27 protein-coding genes and 1 tRNA gene are annotated in these 16,951 nt (G+C 62.7%); 11 read left to right on the plus strand and 17 right to left on the minus strand.

The genetic code is table 11. The features are described 5' to 3' along the window. Positions 1–9 precede the first annotated feature (9 nt). The 13 genes from ACLBKR_RS06965 to ACLBKR_RS07025 all read right to left on the minus strand — a co-directional run bounded on the left by ACLBKR_RS06965 (position 10) and on the right by ACLBKR_RS07025 (position 6,600). Positions 10–1,158, minus strand: a complete 1,149-nt coding sequence (locus tag ACLBKR_RS06965; RefSeq protein ID WP_414901100.1) for a tyrosine-type recombinase/integrase — start codon at positions 1,156–1,158, stop codon at positions 10–12. After that, positions 1,140–1,418 carry a helix-turn-helix transcriptional regulator gene (locus ACLBKR_RS06970; protein ID WP_414901102.1) on the minus strand — a complete coding sequence of 93 codons (279 nt, stop codon included), beginning with the start codon at positions 1,416–1,418 and terminating at the stop codon, positions 1,140–1,142. The genes ACLBKR_RS06965 and ACLBKR_RS06970 overlap by 19 nt, the downstream gene beginning before the upstream one ends. Then, a complete protein-coding gene (locus tag ACLBKR_RS06975) occupies positions 1,402–1,611 on the minus strand; it encodes a hypothetical protein (protein WP_414901104.1) in 210 nt (69 codons plus the stop codon). The genes ACLBKR_RS06970 and ACLBKR_RS06975 overlap by 17 nt, the downstream gene beginning before the upstream one ends. Further along, on the minus strand, positions 1,608–2,753 hold the full coding sequence (locus ACLBKR_RS06980; protein WP_414901106.1) for a phage Gp37/Gp68 family protein: 1,146 nt from the start codon (positions 2,751–2,753) through the stop codon (positions 1,608–1,610). The genes ACLBKR_RS06975 and ACLBKR_RS06980 overlap by 4 nt, the downstream gene beginning before the upstream one ends. Next, on the minus strand, positions 2,746–3,204 hold the full coding sequence (locus tag ACLBKR_RS06985) for a hypothetical protein (RefSeq protein ID WP_414901108.1): 459 nt from the start codon (positions 3,202–3,204) through the stop codon (positions 2,746–2,748). Before ACLBKR_RS06985 ends, ACLBKR_RS06980 begins: the two co-directional genes overlap by 8 nt. Beyond that, entirely contained in the window at positions 3,201–3,773 is a 573-nt protein-coding gene (locus ACLBKR_RS06990) for a hypothetical protein (protein WP_414901110.1), read from the minus strand. The genes ACLBKR_RS06985 and ACLBKR_RS06990 overlap by 4 nt, the downstream gene beginning before the upstream one ends. Before the next feature lie 76 nt (positions 3,774–3,849). After that, positions 3,850–4,284: a hypothetical protein gene (locus ACLBKR_RS06995; RefSeq protein WP_414901112.1), complete on the minus strand. Its 435-nt coding sequence runs from the start codon at positions 4,282–4,284 to the stop codon at positions 3,850–3,852. A gap of 3 nt (positions 4,285–4,287) precedes the next feature. Then, on the minus strand, positions 4,288–4,803 hold the full coding sequence (ssb, locus tag ACLBKR_RS07000; protein WP_414901114.1) for a single-stranded DNA-binding protein: 516 nt from the start codon (positions 4,801–4,803) through the stop codon (positions 4,288–4,290). Continuing rightward, the gene (locus tag ACLBKR_RS07005; RefSeq protein WP_414901116.1) at positions 4,803–5,153 is read right to left on the minus strand and encodes a hypothetical protein; all 351 of its coding nucleotides are present in this window, start codon (positions 5,151–5,153) and stop codon (positions 4,803–4,805) included. The genes ssb and ACLBKR_RS07005 overlap by 1 nt, the downstream gene beginning before the upstream one ends. Then, on the minus strand, positions 5,150–5,305 hold the full coding sequence (locus tag ACLBKR_RS07010) for a hypothetical protein (protein ID WP_414901118.1): 156 nt from the start codon (positions 5,303–5,305) through the stop codon (positions 5,150–5,152). The genes ACLBKR_RS07005 and ACLBKR_RS07010 overlap by 4 nt, the downstream gene beginning before the upstream one ends. After that, on the minus strand, positions 5,305–5,556 hold the full coding sequence (locus tag ACLBKR_RS07015) for a hypothetical protein (protein WP_414901120.1): 252 nt from the start codon (positions 5,554–5,556) through the stop codon (positions 5,305–5,307). The genes ACLBKR_RS07010 and ACLBKR_RS07015 overlap by 1 nt, the downstream gene beginning before the upstream one ends. Further along, a complete protein-coding gene (locus ACLBKR_RS07020; RefSeq protein ID WP_414901122.1) occupies positions 5,549–6,280 on the minus strand; it encodes a hypothetical protein in 732 nt (243 codons plus the stop codon). The genes ACLBKR_RS07015 and ACLBKR_RS07020 overlap by 8 nt, the downstream gene beginning before the upstream one ends. Then, entirely contained in the window at positions 6,277–6,600 is a 324-nt protein-coding gene (locus ACLBKR_RS07025; RefSeq protein ID WP_414901124.1) for a hypothetical protein, read from the minus strand. The genes ACLBKR_RS07020 and ACLBKR_RS07025 overlap by 4 nt, the downstream gene beginning before the upstream one ends. Before the next feature lie 275 nt (positions 6,601–6,875). Between ACLBKR_RS07025 and ACLBKR_RS07030 the strand changes: the two genes are divergently transcribed. Next, a complete protein-coding gene (locus tag ACLBKR_RS07030; protein ID WP_414901126.1) occupies positions 6,876–7,553 on the plus strand; it encodes a hypothetical protein in 678 nt (225 codons plus the stop codon). Between the two features lie 25 nt (positions 7,554–7,578). Here the strand turns inward: ACLBKR_RS07030 and ACLBKR_RS07035 are convergent, their stop codons facing one another. Then, complete coding sequence (locus ACLBKR_RS07035) at positions 7,579–7,815, minus strand: hypothetical protein (RefSeq protein WP_414901128.1); 237 nt, start codon at positions 7,813–7,815, stop codon at positions 7,579–7,581. Between the two features lie 233 nt (positions 7,816–8,048). Between ACLBKR_RS07035 and ACLBKR_RS07040 the strand changes: the two genes are divergently transcribed. Next, a complete protein-coding gene (locus tag ACLBKR_RS07040; RefSeq protein ID WP_414901130.1) occupies positions 8,049–9,266 on the plus strand; it encodes a hypothetical protein in 1,218 nt (405 codons plus the stop codon). 23 nt (positions 9,267–9,289) lie between these two features. Here ACLBKR_RS07040 and ACLBKR_RS07045 read toward each other — a convergent pair whose 3' ends face one another. Continuing rightward, a complete protein-coding gene (locus ACLBKR_RS07045) occupies positions 9,290–9,907 on the minus strand; it encodes a S24 family peptidase (protein ID WP_414901132.1) in 618 nt (205 codons plus the stop codon). Positions 9,908–9,971: 64 nt separating this feature from the next. Here ACLBKR_RS07045 and ACLBKR_RS07050 point away from each other — a divergent pair, with 64 nt between their 5' ends. From ACLBKR_RS07050 to ACLBKR_RS07090, 9 genes are all read left to right on the plus strand, one after another. Further along, complete coding sequence (locus ACLBKR_RS07050; RefSeq protein WP_162757589.1) at positions 9,972–10,166, plus strand: helix-turn-helix domain-containing protein; 195 nt, start codon at positions 9,972–9,974, stop codon at positions 10,164–10,166. Positions 10,167–10,186: 20 nt separating this feature from the next. Continuing rightward, positions 10,187–10,262, plus strand: a tRNA-Met gene (locus ACLBKR_RS07055). Positions 10,263–10,551: 289 nt separating this feature from the next. Next, complete coding sequence (locus ACLBKR_RS07060) at positions 10,552–11,010, plus strand: phage regulatory CII family protein (protein ID WP_414901134.1); 459 nt, start codon at positions 10,552–10,554, stop codon at positions 11,008–11,010. Next, positions 11,007–11,195 (plus strand): hypothetical protein, encoded by a 189-nt coding sequence (locus ACLBKR_RS07065; protein WP_414901136.1) that lies wholly within the window; start codon positions 11,007–11,009, stop codon positions 11,193–11,195. The genes ACLBKR_RS07060 and ACLBKR_RS07065 overlap by 4 nt, the downstream gene beginning before the upstream one ends. Continuing rightward, positions 11,195–11,851 carry a GcrA family cell cycle regulator gene (locus tag ACLBKR_RS07070; RefSeq protein ID WP_414901138.1) on the plus strand — a complete coding sequence of 219 codons (657 nt, stop codon included), beginning with the start codon at positions 11,195–11,197 and terminating at the stop codon, positions 11,849–11,851. Before ACLBKR_RS07065 ends, ACLBKR_RS07070 begins: the two co-directional genes overlap by 1 nt. Next, positions 11,848–13,191: a DNA methyltransferase gene (locus ACLBKR_RS07075; RefSeq protein WP_414901140.1), complete on the plus strand. Its 1,344-nt coding sequence runs from the start codon at positions 11,848–11,850 to the stop codon at positions 13,189–13,191. Before ACLBKR_RS07070 ends, ACLBKR_RS07075 begins: the two co-directional genes overlap by 4 nt. A gap of 111 nt (positions 13,192–13,302) precedes the next feature. Then, on the plus strand, positions 13,303–13,770 hold the full coding sequence (locus ACLBKR_RS07080) for a hypothetical protein (protein WP_414901142.1): 468 nt from the start codon (positions 13,303–13,305) through the stop codon (positions 13,768–13,770). After that, a complete protein-coding gene (locus ACLBKR_RS07085; protein WP_414901144.1) occupies positions 13,767–14,090 on the plus strand; it encodes a hypothetical protein in 324 nt (107 codons plus the stop codon). The genes ACLBKR_RS07080 and ACLBKR_RS07085 overlap by 4 nt, the downstream gene beginning before the upstream one ends. Then, positions 14,087–16,213, plus strand: coding sequence for a DNA cytosine methyltransferase (locus ACLBKR_RS07090; protein WP_414901146.1), 2,127 nt, complete (start codon positions 14,087–14,089; stop codon positions 16,211–16,213). Before ACLBKR_RS07085 ends, ACLBKR_RS07090 begins: the two co-directional genes overlap by 4 nt. Before the next feature lie 8 nt (positions 16,214–16,221). On the opposite strand, the gene ACLBKR_RS07095 is transcribed toward ACLBKR_RS07090, so the two are convergent. Next, the gene (locus tag ACLBKR_RS07095) at positions 16,222–16,650 is read right to left on the minus strand and encodes a type II toxin-antitoxin system HicB family antitoxin (RefSeq protein WP_414901148.1); all 429 of its coding nucleotides are present in this window, start codon (positions 16,648–16,650) and stop codon (positions 16,222–16,224) included. Between the two features lie 62 nt (positions 16,651–16,712). Beyond that, complete coding sequence (locus ACLBKR_RS07100; protein ID WP_414901150.1) at positions 16,713–16,910, minus strand: hypothetical protein; 198 nt, start codon at positions 16,908–16,910, stop codon at positions 16,713–16,715. Positions 16,911–16,951 lie beyond the last annotated feature (41 nt).

A 16,951-nucleotide genomic window follows, 5' to 3' on the forward strand; every position in this document is an offset into this window, starting at 1 on the left:
GTTCCGGTTTCACCCCTCAGACGTCAGCAGTTTTGTCCCGATCCCATCCCAGTTGATCTTTGCCACGGCGAGGCGGGCGAGGCGGGCGCGTTCGGCGTTGCGGGTGTAGATCTTCGAGGTCTTTCCGTCGCGCCAGCCGAACATCGCTTCGAGCATCGAATCGGTCGCCTCGTTATGGGCCTGGTCGGTCGCCAGCCCCTTGCGCACGGAATGGGCGGTGCAGTGGGGCAGGTTGGCCTGCTCGAACCATGCCGAGATGCGATTGCCGAGACCCTTGACGGAGAACGGTTTGCCGTATTCCGTCTGGAGATAGGTCAGGCCCTTGACCTTGTGGCTGTCGAGGACCGCCTCGAGGATCGGATGCAGCGCGATCTCGATATCGACAGGCGTGCGGTTGCGATTTTTGAACAGGCGCAGCCTGAACATGTCGTTGCGGCGATGCTGCGGTCCGATGACGGCCAGATCCGAGACGCGAAATCCGGTGAACATCATCAGAGCCACGGCCAGAACCGCTTTCGATTGTGGCCCATGGTGGGCGATGTACTGCGCAATCTCGTCTGACGTGATGGTGTGGTGGCCGTCGGAATGGACGCGGAACGAATCGACCAGGCGGGCCGTGTTCTCGACATAGGCATTCCCGTCCGGTCCCCTCGTGTCCATTACCTGTCGCAGGATCTTCAGCCGTTCGTCGGCGGCGAACGGTGTTTCGCGCTTCCTGTCGCGCAGAACCTCGATGTTGCCGCGATCGAGCCGCGACATCGGCATGTCGGCGAATTTCGGACCGTCCGGTCTCTGCCGGTCAAGCGGTTCATCCCACATCGATTCGATGATGGCCCGCCGCTTCGCCTGGGTCGTCGCGTCGAGCATGGTGAAGGCGGATGCCTTCATGTAGGCCATGGTGAGCCATTTGAAGCTTTCCGGCCTGACGGTCACGGATATCGGCCGAGGGCGCGGAACGCTCTCAGCGGGCTTTCCTGCGGCCTTTCTGGCGGCCCAATAGGCGCGGGAGAACTCCTCGCTATTGATATCGTCGGGCAGGCGGCAGATGCGCTTGCCGCCAATGCGCAGGAAATAGCGCACCTTGCCGTGACGGCTCGGGTTTTTCTCCACATAGGGCAGGTCGATATTGGCCACATCCATCATGGGGTGGCCCGCCATTCATCGACGTGTCCGCCCCCATCTCCCTCGGTCACCGGCGCCTTGCGGCCGGTCTCATCCTCGGGCCAGGCCTGCATGGCGGCGGCGATGTCGGCCACCAGCCAGACCTTGCGCCGGTGGAAACGGCGCGGCTGGGGGAGGAACCCCTCCTCAACCATCTGGTCGACCGTGTTGCCGCAAACGCCGATCGCAATCGCAACCTCGGCCCTGCTCAGGGCAAGGCGCGGGACGGGCCGCTGCATGTCAATGCTCGTCGACATGGTGCCCTTCCTTTTCCCCGCAATCCACAGAGGCGGCGCGGTTTCGCATCAGCTCATTGCGGCTGGTGACCATGGTGTAGCCATCGGCGAACCGGACGCAGCACGAATTCATCGTTCCGCGTGCCAGCACGTCACAGGGCTGGCCTTTGCGGCCCTGCCGGTTCCAGCGGTAGATGTAGGGCATGGCCGTCATTGTCCGGTCACCGGGAAGGCGTTGTGCTCGATGCCGTCGAGAAGACGACCGGTGGCGCGCTTGCCGATACGGCTCATCAGGCGACCTGGAGTGTCTTCCGGCAGTGTCTCCGGCGTAAAGCGTCGGCCGTCGTGGGTTATGAGGCAGTCGAAGTGCTCGTCCCACAACTCCGAGGCTTCGTGACTGTCTGCGTCTACAACGAGGTGGTTGCCGTTCTCGTCTCGCATTTCTGACCCGACTTCCCACCACTCTCCCCACTGTTTGAACAGGAACGGTACCGCGGCCGCCTTGCACTGGTCCCGCAAGGATCTCGCCCAGTCCGGATGCATCGGCCGAGCGCCGGGTCCGCTCTCGCCGCCGGCGACGACCCACTCGAGCGCTGGCCGGATAACGGAATAAAGAAGGCTGTCTGAACGTCCAACCGATTGCGGTTTATAGATGATCGTCTGAAAATATTCGGCGACATTCAACGGCCCAAGCAGCGGCTCGGCGCTGATCCAGCGGATTGCGGCCGGGGTGTCGAGCAGGATCGGGATGCGTTCGTCGGCGCGCTTCTGGTCTTCGACGGAGGTGCCGAGCCAGACGTTAGGCAGGGGCCAGTGGCGGATGCGCAGGCCATCTGGCCATTCCGGATCGCCCTCGGCGATCACGGGCCATGTGGTATCAACCTCGCGGATCATGCGCTGCATCATCGCCTTGTCATCAATCGCGAGATCGGTCACGCGGCCTGCGACGCTCCTGTCCCTTTCTTCCTGCAGATATTCCCGCATCCGTTCCGGCCGCTTGGTCAGCACCTGAAACGTGTGCTGCGGGGCGAGCGCCATGACGGCGAAGACCTGGTCGATCCATTCGTCCGGCACGCCCTCGGCGAAGAGATCGCCATGTGCGCAGACGAAGATCATGCGGGGTTTCGTCCATGTGAGCGGCTGGGTCAGCCATTGCTCGTTGAGGCGCACCTCTCCGGTCCAGACGGGGCCGCCCTTCGATTCCTTCGTCAGGCCGGCGCGGCTTTCGTGGTGTTTCAGGCGCGTGCCGGCGAGCTTCATGGCGTAGCAATTGGTGCAACCGGGCGAGACGACGGAACAGCCGGTGATCGGGTTCCATGTCGCATCGGTCCATTCGATCTTCGTTCCGTCAGACATCGAAGAGGCCTTTCCCATCACGAGGTTTGGAGGTGGCGGCGCGGATCACGCGCGGGCGCCAGTCGAAGAAGCCGAGCGCGCCGACAACGGGGATGAAATCGACCGGGCGGGTATCCTCGAGGACGAGGCCGACGGGGCCGAAGAACCAGTCGCTGTCATGGGCCGTCACGACATCGACGATGTTGGTGGCGCCGACGATGCCGCCGCGCTGGAGATCCTCGAAGGCGGGAACATCGGCAATACCGATCGACAGGATGAAGTGACGGGCATCGGCATATTCGGCCCGCGTCATCCCGGCCGAGGCATGCAGGCAGACGGGGCCGCGAAATTTCAGGCCGGGATTGCCGCGCTTCCAGTCACGGTTCTCGACCGGCTTGCCGGCGTGGACGATGGCCCATGTCCAGGGCTGGCGAACGGAGAGAGCGAGTTTGGGGAGGGCGGTGTCGATCATGGCTCGCCGCCTTCCAGAAGCCGCAACTGCCCCTCGCTGTAGATGTGGCAGAAGCTGCCGCCGCCGTCGGCGACCTCGTGCTCGACCACATAGCGCAGCGCGCCCTGCTTCATGACGAAGATGCCGCGAACCTCGCCTCGGGCGCGGTAATCGCCTGTGAACTTCTCGACCTGGTCGCCGACCCTGAATTTTTTCTCAAGGCCCGCGCTACCGCTGCCGAACAGTTCGTCCACCAGATAGCGGCGGGCCTGCTCCCTCGCGCGGTCGATTTCGATCTTCACGCGCTGCATGAAATATTTCGGGAGGTGCTTGTCGTGATAGTGCGCGGGATCTGCCGTCGTGGCCAACGGGTCGAAATCGTCTTTCTCAGGAGATCGGTCAACGATTTGGCCTGCCTCCGCTTCCGTCACCACGGGTACATTCTGCCAGATTTTCCTGCCGGTCTCGGGGTTTTTGAACGCCTGTTGCAGCCGCCCGCGCGCCCCGTTGGAGTAAGCGACAATACGCAGGTCCCATGTGGGGATCATGCTGACAATCGCAGCCTTATTTTCATAATCGCTCATGGTCATTGCCGCCCCCTATCGCTCTCCAGCATGCCGAGCAGGGATTGCACATCGCGAATGAGTTGCATGGGTTTTCTTCCTTTCAAAGAAAGCCGGTCGGGTAAGAAGGGTGGAGGCCAAGGTCTGAGAACCGCCGCGCGATCTGCGCTTCTGCCTGGGCATATTCTTCGTCTCGCTCCGGCGAGTGAGGGCCCGCCTGATATGCCAGCTTGTGGCGAGCCAGTTCCTCCTGAAGGCGTGCGAGGTCCGATCGAGGAATGCTGCAGGCGTAGAGATCCCCGCGTAGTTCGGCGGTGTACACCTTGCCGAGATTGCTCAGTGAAAGGGTTGCCAGTTTGCGGCGCTCGATCTTCAGCAGTCCGTCGTGGGAAGCGAGCTTTTCCAGCACCTGACGTTTCGCGTCGGCATCGTCGGGTGTGCCAAAAATCCTCCGAAGATCGAAACCTCCCGTCGATCTCATGGAGATGGACCCGTCGCGGTGCCTCTTGATTGTTACGGTTTGGGCCTTTTTCGCCATGGATCACCTCCATTCCGACGCGAATGGAATGTCGTCATTCATGTCGCGGGCATAGCTTCCGCCATCCTGGCTCGAAGATGTGGTGCGGGTCGAACTGCCGGCGGCGCGCTCGCCGTCGAAGCCGTAATCGCCGGGGTCGTCGCTGCCGGCGCGGTAGCCGGAGCCTTCCGAGCGATCGAGCAGGAGCAGCTGTGCATTGAAGCCCTGCAACACGATCTCGGTCGACCAGCGGTCCTGCCCTTTGTTGTCCTGCCACTTGCGGGTGGCGATCTGGCCCTCGACCATGACCTTCGAGCCCTTCCGGAGGTATTGCTCGGCAATCTTCGCTAGCGCCTCGTTGAAGATGACGACGGTGTGCCACTCGGTCTTTTCCCGGCGCTCTCCGCTGTTGCGGTCGCGCCATGTCTCGGAGGTGGCGAGCCGGATATTGGCGATCGGGCGGCCATCCTGTGTACGGCGGATCTCCGGATCGGCACCGAGGTGGCCGATGAGTTGCGCCCTGTTGAGAGAGCCGGCCATCAGGAGGCCTCCGCGACTGCCGGCAGGGGCGCGGTGGGCAGCGGCCATGCCATGGAGGCGCCGATGAGCGCGGTGGCGAGCAGCAGGGCGCAGCCCGGCTCGGTGATGGCGCGCGGATCGCCCTCGACGATGCGCCCCGCGAACTCGACCGTGGCCCAGAAATCCACCGGGCCGGCGGCGCAGCTGCCGTCGCTGTTTTGCAGCGCCACTGCGCCATCGGAAAAGCTGCGGGTCAGCGGCGCGCCATCCTTGTGGACGCCGCCGGTCAGGCTGCCGGCCTCCTCCGTCAGGCAGAGGCTGCGGCCGGAAACCGGGAATGTCTTGATGACGGTGACGACGATCTTGCTCATGCCGCCTCGCTTTCGCGGACCAGCTTCACCTTGCGGACCATACCGTCATGGGCGGCCTTGGCCTTGTCGGTCGCCGACTTGGCGTTTGCGGCGGAAATGTCGAGCTTGCGGCCGTCCTCGAAATGGACGCGGAAGAGGAGAAGTTTTTCCATCAGGTGGTGCTTTCTGCGGATGCCAGTGCGGACCCGACGGATGGGTCGGCGCTGGAATTGACGATGTTCATGAGGAGGAGGACGATCGCTTCGACATCGCTGTCGGGGCGAGCGGCATTGACGTCGACGGTCAGGACGTCCCGGCCATCGGCATCGACCAGCGTGGCGGAGCACTCGGCGCAGCGGCGAAGCGGCAGCTTCACGTCATGCGCGCTGAAGGCGAGCGCGATATCCGGTGCACGATCAGCCATGCCGCCCTCCATCCGCTGTCGCGACATGGGCCGCATGCAGCGCGCGGGCGCCGGTGCGGCGCTCGATGCCGATCAGGCGGTCGAACAGCTCGAGGAATCGGAACTCCGCATCGGCCGGCCCCCACGGCTTGGCCGGCGAGCCCTTGAGCTTCGGCAGGGCGCGGCGCGGCTGGCTTTTTACCCAGTCGATGGCCTTGCCCCCGAAGAGCGCCAGCGCCTCCGCATGCAGCATGCGTTCGTCCATGCCCTCGACACTGGAGCGCATGCGATTGGTCCAGGCGGAAGGCGCGGGCAGGCCGGCGGCGGCATAGATCGCCTCGTCCCACGCCGCCTTGATCTCGGCTATGACGCTGCGGATCTTGAGGCCGGTTCCCGGCCCGTATCGGGTGTCCATCATTTCGCCCAGCAGCATCTGGAACGGGCGCGTCTTGTCGCCGATCAGGTATTCATGGCCGTCATGCAGCAGGAAGAGCGCCGCGATCAGGCTGTCTTCGCCCTCGTTGAGCAAGGCCTCCGCGCCCATGACAGAATGCTGGGCCACGGAAAACGCGCCGGCCAGAGGCGCGCCGTTGAACCGGGCGATGCGCGAGAGACGGCCGGCCATGGCGCAGAAATCGATCTCCTCGACCATGGGGCGGGCGAGATCCATCAGGCTGCCATCGGCGCGGAAGCTCTCGACGACCTCGTGGCAAAGCGGCGGAAAAGACTGGGGCGCGGCCTTCATGCGATCTCCCCGGTCAGTTCGAGGATCTTGCGCCGGCGATAGGCGGGCCAGTCGGGCCAGCGCCTGGCGAGTTCGTCGCTGTCGCAGACGAAAAAGTCGACGAGGAACGAGTCGTCCTTGCGTGAGACGGGATGCTCGACCGAGAACTTCACGGCTGCCCGCCTTTCGGCGAGGTGGAATTCCAGATGCTGCGACAGTTTCAGCAGCGCGCGCACCCAGAGCGTGAAGAAAATGGCGGCGGTCCACCAGCCGGAGAGAAGAACGATCTGGTCGGTCATCGCAGCCCACCAGCCGGAGAGGAGAATGAATTGGTCGGTCATCACAGCCTCACATCCATTGCGATGCGGCGGTCGATATCCGCCACGCCTTGATGCGCCGTCATCGCCTGCACCGAGAGGAGAGCGGCGACCGCAAGCAGCGCCATGCCGGCGGCAAGGCCGAAAACGACCAGATTGAAGACACGCGGCGAGGCGGCGCGGGAGGGGTAAGCGGGGAAGGGTTCGATTTGCGGGTGGTGGAAAGTCTCGCTCGCCTCTTGATTGCGAGCGGAATGCGGGCGACGATGAACGCCACTTGCCGGGGAAAGGGATTTCGGATGTTTGCGCGTGTTGTTGTCGCGGTCGCCTTGTGGTGCGGCTTCGCGGGTGTCTCCTTCGGGCAGGATGCGGGCACGGTCGGCATGGCCGCTGCTTATCTCTCCGGCTGCCCGACGCTCCGGGCTGGTCCCCGGCTGGTCAATAGCGCCACCTATCTCTACGGGCTCGACAAGGACGCTTCGCCCGATTTCCGGGCTGGCGCGGAAGTTCAGATCAGCCAGATGCGTGACATGACCATGGGTGATATTTGCGCGGAGGGCGAAAAGCTCTTCGGCAGGAATGGCACGGTGGAGAGCGGGTTCCTCCTCGCGAGAGAGGCGAAGGCGCCCGACCTCGCCGACCTCGTCGTCGCCGGTGACAACCGGCTGCCTGGAGATGTCGATGATGTGGCGGTTACGTCCGCCTACATGTTCAGGGTGGTGCAGGCGTGCCCCGATCTCGCCGTTGGTAGTGGCTTTCCCTTCTACCTGGAGACGATGGGCACGACGATCGATGACGTCTCCCGGCGCGGTGACCGGGTGCCGCGGGTGATGCAGGCCTACCAGCAAATCATGAGGTGGCGTGAATGGCAGCAGACCGTCTCGACTGGTGACGCTGACAAGGTGTTCTGCCGGGTCGCCTATGATCGATACGGACCCGACGGCACGGCTGCGGCCCGTCTGCTCAAGATCAAGTGAAGCGCGATTGCCAACATCTTCCATGTCAGGCCGCTCCGACCTGACGGGTTGATTTGCGCCGTGCAATCTCGCGGGCTTCCGGCGCGAGGCGCTTGATGGTGTCGATGGTCCAGCCGCGCTCGCCAAGCGTTTCGAGGCTGACATTGCGCCCCGCGAAAGCCAGTTCGCGCATGTCGTCCGCCATCCTCTCCTGCAGGGAGCGGATGCAGCGCGGCGGCTGGGGAACCGGCGGTGTGGTGGCTACTGGTTGAAAGTGGATCATGTGCGGGCTCCAGTGCATTGGGAAAGGCCGGAAGGAAGGCCGATACATGGAGAACGCTCAGCCAACGATGTGCATAATGCACACAATTGGATGTGGCGTCAATGTGCAAAATGCACACTAAAAATTCCCGCTATGTGCGAATTTTAGCAATATGCAATCCGCGGTGCCCACATCATAGTGAATCCGTAGTTATAAATGTCGTGGAGGGGAGTATGCGACGCATTATAGCAGTAATGACTTTGCTCGTCGGTACGCTTGCTGGGGGATATAATTCGTCCCTCGCTGCAAGTTGCAGTGCAAGCAACGATGTGGGGGACACGTGCTCGATCGACTGCCAACTGGGGCAGGCCGCCGAGTGCCAGAATGCGAGTGGGGGCGGCCGACCGGTCTGCGAATGCAGCGGCAGCGCCGAGCTGAACGGGACTTTTCTGCCCACCGACATGTCTCTGATGAACGCCATTCAAGCTGCGACCTCGACAGGGAAGCTTGAGACGGATGTGCTCAGTGTTGTAAATGCAAGGCTGGCTCAGCTTAGGGACTACATTGTCAGCCGGTCTGAGTATCGGGTTGTCGTAGGACAGTGGTGCAGGCCTCCACGCAAGCTGCCTTGCGATGTTGGGGGCGCGATCATGTCAACGCCGGCGGCCGACGATGCAAGGATTCCTCCCGAGGATGATGGCCATATTGGTCCGCAGTGCTACGAGCAGGACTGCTACGACAAATACGAAACGCGTTACAAAGACGTCATGGGCAAGCTAACGTCCAACGGATCGTTCCAGATCGAAGTTCGCCCGGTGGTGAAGGTGGAAGAGCCGAACTGGCAGGATATCCCTACCATGTACTTCGGCTTGCGCGCCACATATCTGAACTGCAGCACTGAGCGACAGGAATACGGCTTCAATCACTCGTTCCGATCCAAGGTCGGTACGAGGGTCGTGAAGACCAAGACAGTGAAGAACTCTCAGGATGTATCGGCCGAAGTCTCATTTTCCTTCGTGGTGAATGGCAAGATCGGCGCCAAATTCAGCAAGGAAATCTCTGTCTCCGATCAGTCGGACGTGAGTGAGGAGAGGGAGGAGAATCTGGCCTTTAGCCAGAAGATCAATGTCGGTCCTATGCAGGAGATGATCTATCATCACGAATTCGCACAGCGGGTCGTTGATGTCCCCTACAGCGGAACGGTCCAGCTGAATGGTGGGGTCTCGCAGAATCTCGAGAACATCACCTCCCTGGCGCAGGTTCTGCCCAACGCCGCGGATCGCACTTTCGAGTTCGCCGGCGTCGTGTCGGACACGAGCCTTTACGGAGACGTGACCAAGAACCTAACGCGGAAGCTGACGGAAAAGGAATGCGCCGAGCACTTCAGCAAAGCGGGCGGAGGAGTCATTCCTCCGTCCTTCGAGCCCTATACAAGGATCTCTTCCGGCGCGGATCAGGGTGTCATGCAATAACGCTACCCGATGGGTGAGGTCTCTTAACGGGGCTTCACCCAATCGATCGGCGCCGCCCAATCCACTTGTTGATCGGTAATGTCCGAATAAAGCGGATTGAGGCTCTGCAGCGTGTAGAGGTCTCCTCCGCTGCCTTTCCGAAGGACCTTAACAAAGATCTTGCCGTTGGCGAGCTGGACGACGCAGCGGCGATTGAGCATCTGCTCGGGTGGCAGAAGTTTCGAGTAGTAAAGAAGGGTACGGTCCTCATAGGCCGGAAACATCGAGTCTCCGCTAACTTCCACGGCAACAGTGCTGGGAGCGGCTCCCGCCGGTGCCTCGACGGTATCGTCAGAGCCGTTGTCCAGCGCATAGACCTCCGCTCCGGCCCCGACCTTGCCCTTGAGCGGCACTTCTTGGGGCTGCCCCGGGCCCGACCCTTCCCCGGTCAGCAGCCAGGCCTCGCTGACCCGGAATGCCTTGGCATATTGTTTTGCAGCTCGCGTCAATCCACGCGTGCCATTTTCATGCTGTGCATAGGTATCGTATTTCCAGCCGAAAAAGGTCGTCGCCTTCTTCGCGTCTGAAAAACCGCGCGCAATACGCGCCTGCTCAAGTCTTTTCGCCGCATCCGGCCGGTCATCATAGGACATGATGTGCATATTGCACTCTCTTGGTGTGCGTTTCGACTTGACAGGAGGATGTGCGTTATGCACATTTCTCGACATGACCCACGATCCTGACTTGAGACAGATACGGTTAGAGAACGGTTGGACGCAGCTCGACCTGGCCAACATGCTCGGTGTTGATCGCTCGACTGTTTCGCGCTGCGAAAACGGCGCACGCATGTCTTCCACCATGCGTCGGCTGCTCATGCTCATCCTTCGCGACGGAAGGGTCGGTCAGGAGGCTGCTGAATGATGCCTCTTCCCCTTTCCCATGTCGGCGTGGAGAAACGGTCATCTCGCCTGGCTCATAACCAGGAGACAGCGGGTTCAACTCCCGCCGCCGCGACCAAATCCACCGGGAGGGCGGTCTGGTCCGGCTCGCAAGGCCGTCAGCACCCATCGACCCGCGCGAATGCATGCTTCGAAGCGGAGAGGAGAGGTCGCGAACGTAGGGGCAAAGCCCGCCGCCCGCACGGTGATTATCAGACGCTCGCATGTTGCGGTCCCCCGTGAGATTGATGTTGTACGTTAGAATGTTCTAACAAGTACTTGGAACACAAAGATTTCTATCTGTTGCCGCACCCGGGGTCAGCGAAATTCCGGGGCAGGGAATTTCGTTGACTTTTCGAGGAGGTCGCATGCGCCCCAGCACCGAACATGACCGCGCCAGACTGAAGGCCTCGACCCGTGCGGCGATCATCGCCGCCGGCAAGGCCAAGCAGCTTGCCGCCTGTTCCCGCGTGAACGAACCGCAGATCAGCCGCTATGTCGGCGGCGACTATCCGGATTTCATGCCGCTCGACGTGATCCTCGATTGCGAGTTGCTGGCGGGGCAGCCGGTGATGACCGCGGCGCTGGCCGACATGCTGGGCTACCGGCTGGTGCCGATTGCCGGCGGCGACGAGACCAGTCTCACCCTGGATCATGTTCTCGACGCTGTTAACGCGGTGGGCGAGTTGCTGAGAGCGTTCCGGGACGGGCATTCCGACGGTCATCTCGACGAGGCCGAAAGACGCGAAATCACCAACTGCTTCAACGAAAGCATGAAAAGCCTGCAGGACGGCCTCAGGGCTCATACCGGAGGGACGTTCCGATGAGCGAGCGTCCCGATCAGCACTTCGTCGAGGGGTTTGCGCCGGTGGAAATCGGCCTTCTGGCCGTCTCGATCATCGGCCGTGGCCACCCGCTCGACCTCGCAGCACAGATGAACGTCGAGCGGGGCGGAGACTGGCGAAAGCCGGGCAGCAAGCGCTGGCCGCGACCGGTCGGGGAGGGCAGATAATGGGCTGGTCGCGGGAACGTATCGATGCCATTCAAAAGCTGTGGGTCGAGGGGGTGAACCCCGCGCAGATCGCCGAACGATTCGGCGTGACACGCGCCGCAATTATTGCGTTTGCACAACGCAACCGCGATCGGTTCCCGGCGAAGCGGGAGACGCGCGGCGGTGGCGGACGTGGGTGGTCGGACGCCGATCTGGCGACCATGGAGAAACTGTGGCGCGAGGGCAAGAGCGCAACGCAGATCGCCGTCAGGTTCGCGACGTCGCGAAACGCCATCTTAGGGGTCGTCCATCGGAACCGTGACCGTTTTCCGCCGAAACGGGAACGCCTGGGGCGGCCATCCGCGCGCCGCGAGCAATCGTCAAAATCCATGCCGGAGGCGACGTCGCCGCTTCCCGCGCAGCGCCCCGCAGAACCGCAAAGGCCTGGGTGGTCGTTCGTTCCGCGCGAGGCAGTCTCGCGAGACCTCTCCGTGTTCCGCCTGCAGGGCTGCGAGCCGGTCGCCTTTGTCGACCTCAAGCGGGGGCAATGCCGGTTTCCGTTGCAGGCCTTCGATGAAAAGGCGGGGCCGCACATGTCCTGTTGCGGTATCCGGACGGATGGTCTTTCGCCGTATTGCCCGGCGCACCTGTCCGTGGCGAGCGGGAGGGCCGCATGATGGACTACCAGAGTTTTCTCGGCGGACGGGTGATTCTGCACTCGGGTGATTGCCTCGAGGTTCTGTCGGGGCTGCCGGAAAACAGCATCGATAGCGCGGTCATGGACCCGCCATATCATCTGACAAGCATCGTCGAGCGGTTCGGAAAGGAAGGCTCGGCTGCGGCTAAATCTGGTGCCACTGGGGCATTCGGGCGCGCTTCGGCTGGGTTCATGGGCAAAGAGTGGGATGGGGGCGACATCGCATTTCGGGTTAAGACCTGGGAGGCGGTGCTGCGTGTGCTGAAACCCGGCGGCTATCTGCTGGCGTTTGCCTCGACGCGCGGTTACGGGCGCATGTCGGTTGCGATCGAGGAGGCGGGCTTCATCGGCCATCCGCTGATCGCCTTCCTGATGGAGCATGACGACGCGGCGGATTTTCTCGCCACGCTCACGAAGCCGCAGCTCGACGCGCTCACGCGGCTGATGGTGCACAAGGAACTGGGTGGGATGCTGGGCTGGATCTTCGGTTCCGGCTTCCCGAAGGCAACCCGTATCAAGGCAGAATGGTTCGATGGGTGGCGGTATGGCGGCCAGGCGCTCAAGCCGGCCATCGAGCCGATCTATATGGGGCAGAAGCCGTTCAGCGAGAAGACCGGGACGGCCAATGTGCTGCTACACGGCACAGGTGCAGTGAACATCGATGGCTGTCGCATAGGTGATGAAATTAGGACAGCGGCATACACATCTCTCGCGCCATGCGAAGGAAACCGTCTAGGTCATGCTGACACGGCTGCGGCAAGGCGAGGAACGCAACGTGAGGCGAAAGAATATGTCGGACGCTGGCCTGCCAACCTCATCCATGACGGCAGCGCGGAGGTCATAGAAGCATTTCCAGAAGCGTCTGGGCAGCAGCGCGAAGTCAATGACACCTTTGCTCCAAAGCAAGGTACGGCTGTCTATGGTGATTATGGCCCGCGCCCAACGGTCGCGCCACGCGATGATGGCGGATCTGCCGCCCGTTTCTTCTACTCCGCCAAAGCCGATGCAGACGATCGCATAGGATCGAAACACCCCACTGTGAAGCCAGTAGACCTGATGCGCTACCTCGTGCGGCTGGTGACGCCGCCAGGCGGCACGGTGCTCGACGCATTTGCTGGCACCGGCACGACCGGCGAGGCGGCATGGAGGGAAGGTTGCAGCGCGATCCTGATCGAGCGCGAGGCTGAGTACCAGAAGGACATCGCGGAACGCATGCGACTTTGCCTGGCTGGCCCTGGAGAGAGGAGCAGGGAGATCGTCAAGCGCAGGGGGCTCGTCCAGCCCGCTGGCCCGCTGTTCGGAGGGGAGGCTGCGGAATGACCATGGCCCTCGCTATCACCGACCGGCCCGGCAGGGCGCACACCCCAATTTTCCTTCCTGAATCGAAATGGAGCTGAACCGATGGAACTGTATGCGTTCGGGTATTTTACCATGCCGGATCAGAGATTCTCTGCGCTGCTGCCGCACGAGAAAACGGAAATGGCCTTGCTCCTGCAGGAGCGATTGACCGTGGAAGGGGCGAGGAGGGTTTATGGCGAGGCTATCGCCGCCCATGCCGGGAAAACCCATGCATATGTCCTGCCGTTTGCAGACGGCGGCGCGCAGGTGCTGGAAGATGTCGCGGCCAAGGTGACGGGCGAGGCCGGGTGCAAGGGCGTCTGGACCAAGCTCGCATCGTCCGTGCTGCTGGCCATCCATGAGGCGCATGACGGCGTGCTGAAGGCGAACAAGAGCGAGATCGCCGCCCGCTTCGGCGCCAGCGCGACCGCGGTCGAGCGGACCATGGGTGGGCTGATCCGCGACGGCCTGGTGCGCCGCTGGGGAAAAACCTCCCATTGGGCGCTGACCGATCTCGGCCGGTCGCTGGTCGCAGACCTCGCCGCGAGGGCGGGCCGATGAAGGACAAGAGCCGCATCCTGCTGGTCATCGCGCCCTCGTTTAACGAATGCCGCCGCACGGCCATCGAGTTCGATCTCGACTTCGACAAGGTCGAGCACATGAGGTTTCTCCATCGCGTGCCGCAGCTGCGCGGCTGGTCTCAGGGCACGCCTTTCATCGCTTTGCGCCGCGACCGCTGGCCGGAGGAACTGGATAACACGCTGCATGCCCTGCAGGTGAAGGGGCAGCTGCGCATCGCCACCGACAAGGATCTGGCGGAGCTGGTGAAGGCCGGTCCGGCGCTGGCGGCGGCGGCTACGGCGGGGAGGGGTGCGCGATGAACATGCACTCTCTCTTCGGCTCTGCATCCACGCTTGATCTGATGCAGGCGGAGCCGAAGGGCCGCCCGATGATCGTCGACAGTTTTGCCGGCGGCGGCGGGGCGTCCACGGGAATCGAGATGGCGCTCGGCCGCTCGCCCGATATCGCCATCAACCACAATCCGGCGGCGCTGGCGCTGCATGCAGCAAACCACCCGGAAACGCTTCACCTTTCGGAAAACGTCTACCACGTCGATCCGCTCGACCATATGCGAGGCCGCCATATCGGCCTCATGCACTTCTCGCCGGACTGCAAGCATTTCTCGAAGGCGAAGGGCGGCAAGCCGGTCGAGCGCAACATTCGCGATCTCGCCTGGATCATTCCCGGATGGATTGAACGCATCCAGAAATCGGGCGGCCGGGTCGATGTCGTCACCATGGAGAACGTCGAGGAATGGAAGGACTGGGGGCCGCTGATCGAGACCGAGCGCGGCCTGATGCCTTGCCCGGAGCGGCGCGGCCAGACGTTTCAGGCGTGGTGCAAGGCCATCCGTAAGTTGGGTGGAAAGATCGAGTGGCGCGAGCTTCGGGCCTGCGACTACGGCGCGCCGACCATCCGCAAGCGGCTATTTCTGATCGTCAGGTTCGATGGGAAAAAGATCGCCTGGCCGGAGCCGACGCATGGCGCGCCTGACGATCCTGATGTGATTGCCGGGAAAAAGCTGACATGGCGCGTGGCGGCCGAGATCATCGACTGGTCTCTGCCTTGCCCGTCCATATTCGATACGGCGGCCGAAATCTGGAGCAAGCACGGATTGCGGGCCGTCCGCCCGCTGGCGGGCAACACCATGGCCCGCGTCGCGCGTGGCATGAAGCGCTATGTGCTCGATGCTGACAGGCCGTTCATCGTGCAGACCGGCTACGGAGAGCGAGCGGGGCAGCCGCCGCGGGTGATGGATGTTGACGCCCCCCTTGGGACAGTGGTCGCCGGCGGCGTCAAGCATGCGGTCGTTTCGCCATCCATCACGCGCTTCAACAGCGGCGCGACCGGCAGCGCCATGGATGAACCCATGCCGACCGTTACCGCCAACAGCTATATCAAGCGTCCGGGCGGTGCGGCTCCTCTCGGTATCGTCGCGCCGCATCTGATGACGATGCGCAATTCGGGGAAACCGTTCAACGGGGCGGACGAGCCGACGCATACGATCACGGCCGGTGGTGCCGGCCTGTCGCTTGTTGCTCCTCATCTGACGGCATATTACGGGCCGGGCGCTGGCGGCGAGGACCGCTCGGCCGACCCCGAAAAACCGCTCAATACCGTCACCACGGAAAACAGGCATGCCGTCATTGTTCCGACACTTGTCGGTTGCGGCGGGCGCGCCGGACAAAGCCGCCCACGCGGCGGAGACGAACCGCTGGCGACCGTCACCACCAAAGCCGACGGGTGTGTGGCGGCGGCGTTCATTGCCCAGCACAACAACGACAGCCGTCGGGTCGGCGGGGTTAATCCGGGCAGGGAGGCTGATGAGCCTCTTTCTACGGTCACCGCCACCGGCGCGCAACAGGGAACCGTTGCGGCGTTCGTCGCCCGGCAGTTTGGCGCGAGTGTGGGCCATGCGGTTGACGAGCCTTCCGCGACAGTAACGGCGGGCGTGAACAAGTCGCAGCTGGTTGCGCCATACCTGCAGAAATACTTCGGTACCGGCGACGGCGCGCGCGAAGATGGCCCTTGCCACACGGTGACCACCAAGGACCGCTTCGGGCATGTCGAGGCAGCCATTGACGCGCCGCCGTTCACGCCGGATCAGGAGGAGCGCGCCCGCGAGGTTGCGGCATTCCTTCGGGCGCACGGTTTCTGGGACGAGCGGGATTTCGTGACGCTCGACATCGGCGGACAGACCTTCGTCGTCGTCGATATCGGTATGCGCATGCTGACCCCGCGCGAACTGTTCAATGCGCAAGGCTTCCCGCCTGACTACGTCATCGATGGCGCGTGGGAAGGTGAAGGCGAGGATCGCCGCTTCGTGGATTTTCCGAAGAACGTGCAGGTCTCCTGCTGTGGCAATAGCGTTTCGCCGCCGCCATATGCAGCGATTGTCGCGGCGAATTGCCCTGAATTGATGGTTCAGTTGGAAGCGGCGTGATGATGCCTCTATTCCGCCGCTTCCAGCCCGACCACCAGCCGCTTGCCCATGGCCGAGAGGGCCAGCGCCAGCATCGGCAGCTTGGTCGAGGTGTCAGGATCGAGAACGCGCCTCGCTTCCTTCTCGTCCTTGCCCATGCGGCGCGCCAGTTCGCTGCGGGAAATCCCGGCTTCGCGAAAGGTCTCGATCACCGCGATCTTCGCCGCGACCTCGGCGTCAGGCGCGATCATCACGCCTTCGGCCTTTGCCTCCGGGAGAGGTTTTCCCTGTTCCAGATAGGTGAGCAGCACGATGCCCAGTGCATCGGCCGCCATCTCGCGGGCGTCCGCCATGTCGTCGCCTTCCGTGATTGCCTCCGGCACATCCGGGAACGTGACGGTGAAGCCGCCGTCTCGCTCGGTCGGCTCGAACACGGCCGCGTAAGAGTAAGTCCTCATTTCAGTCTCCGTTCATGGCCTCGATTGGCCGCTGTCTGGTCCGGACAAATGTGGAGTGGGGCTTATTTCAGCCCCAGCCCCTTTCTGATCTTCGCCGCCGTCTTCGGGTCTATCTCCCGGCTCGGGAGGGTGGTGAAGCGGTCTCCGATAAAGACCATTGCGTGCCCCCCTTTGCCTTTCGATTTGTTGACCCGGAAGGGGAGGCCAAGGCGTTTTGCTTCTTCCCTGAGTTCAGCGATGAAGCGGTCTCGCTTGTCCATGTCCATCTCCGTTTCAATGACTGGATATTCGGATATTTTTG

The sequence above is a fragment of the Paenirhizobium cremeum genome (assembly GCF_047553425.1).
Classification (GTDB): domain Bacteria; phylum Pseudomonadota; class Alphaproteobacteria; order Rhizobiales; family Rhizobiaceae; genus Allorhizobium; species Allorhizobium cremeum.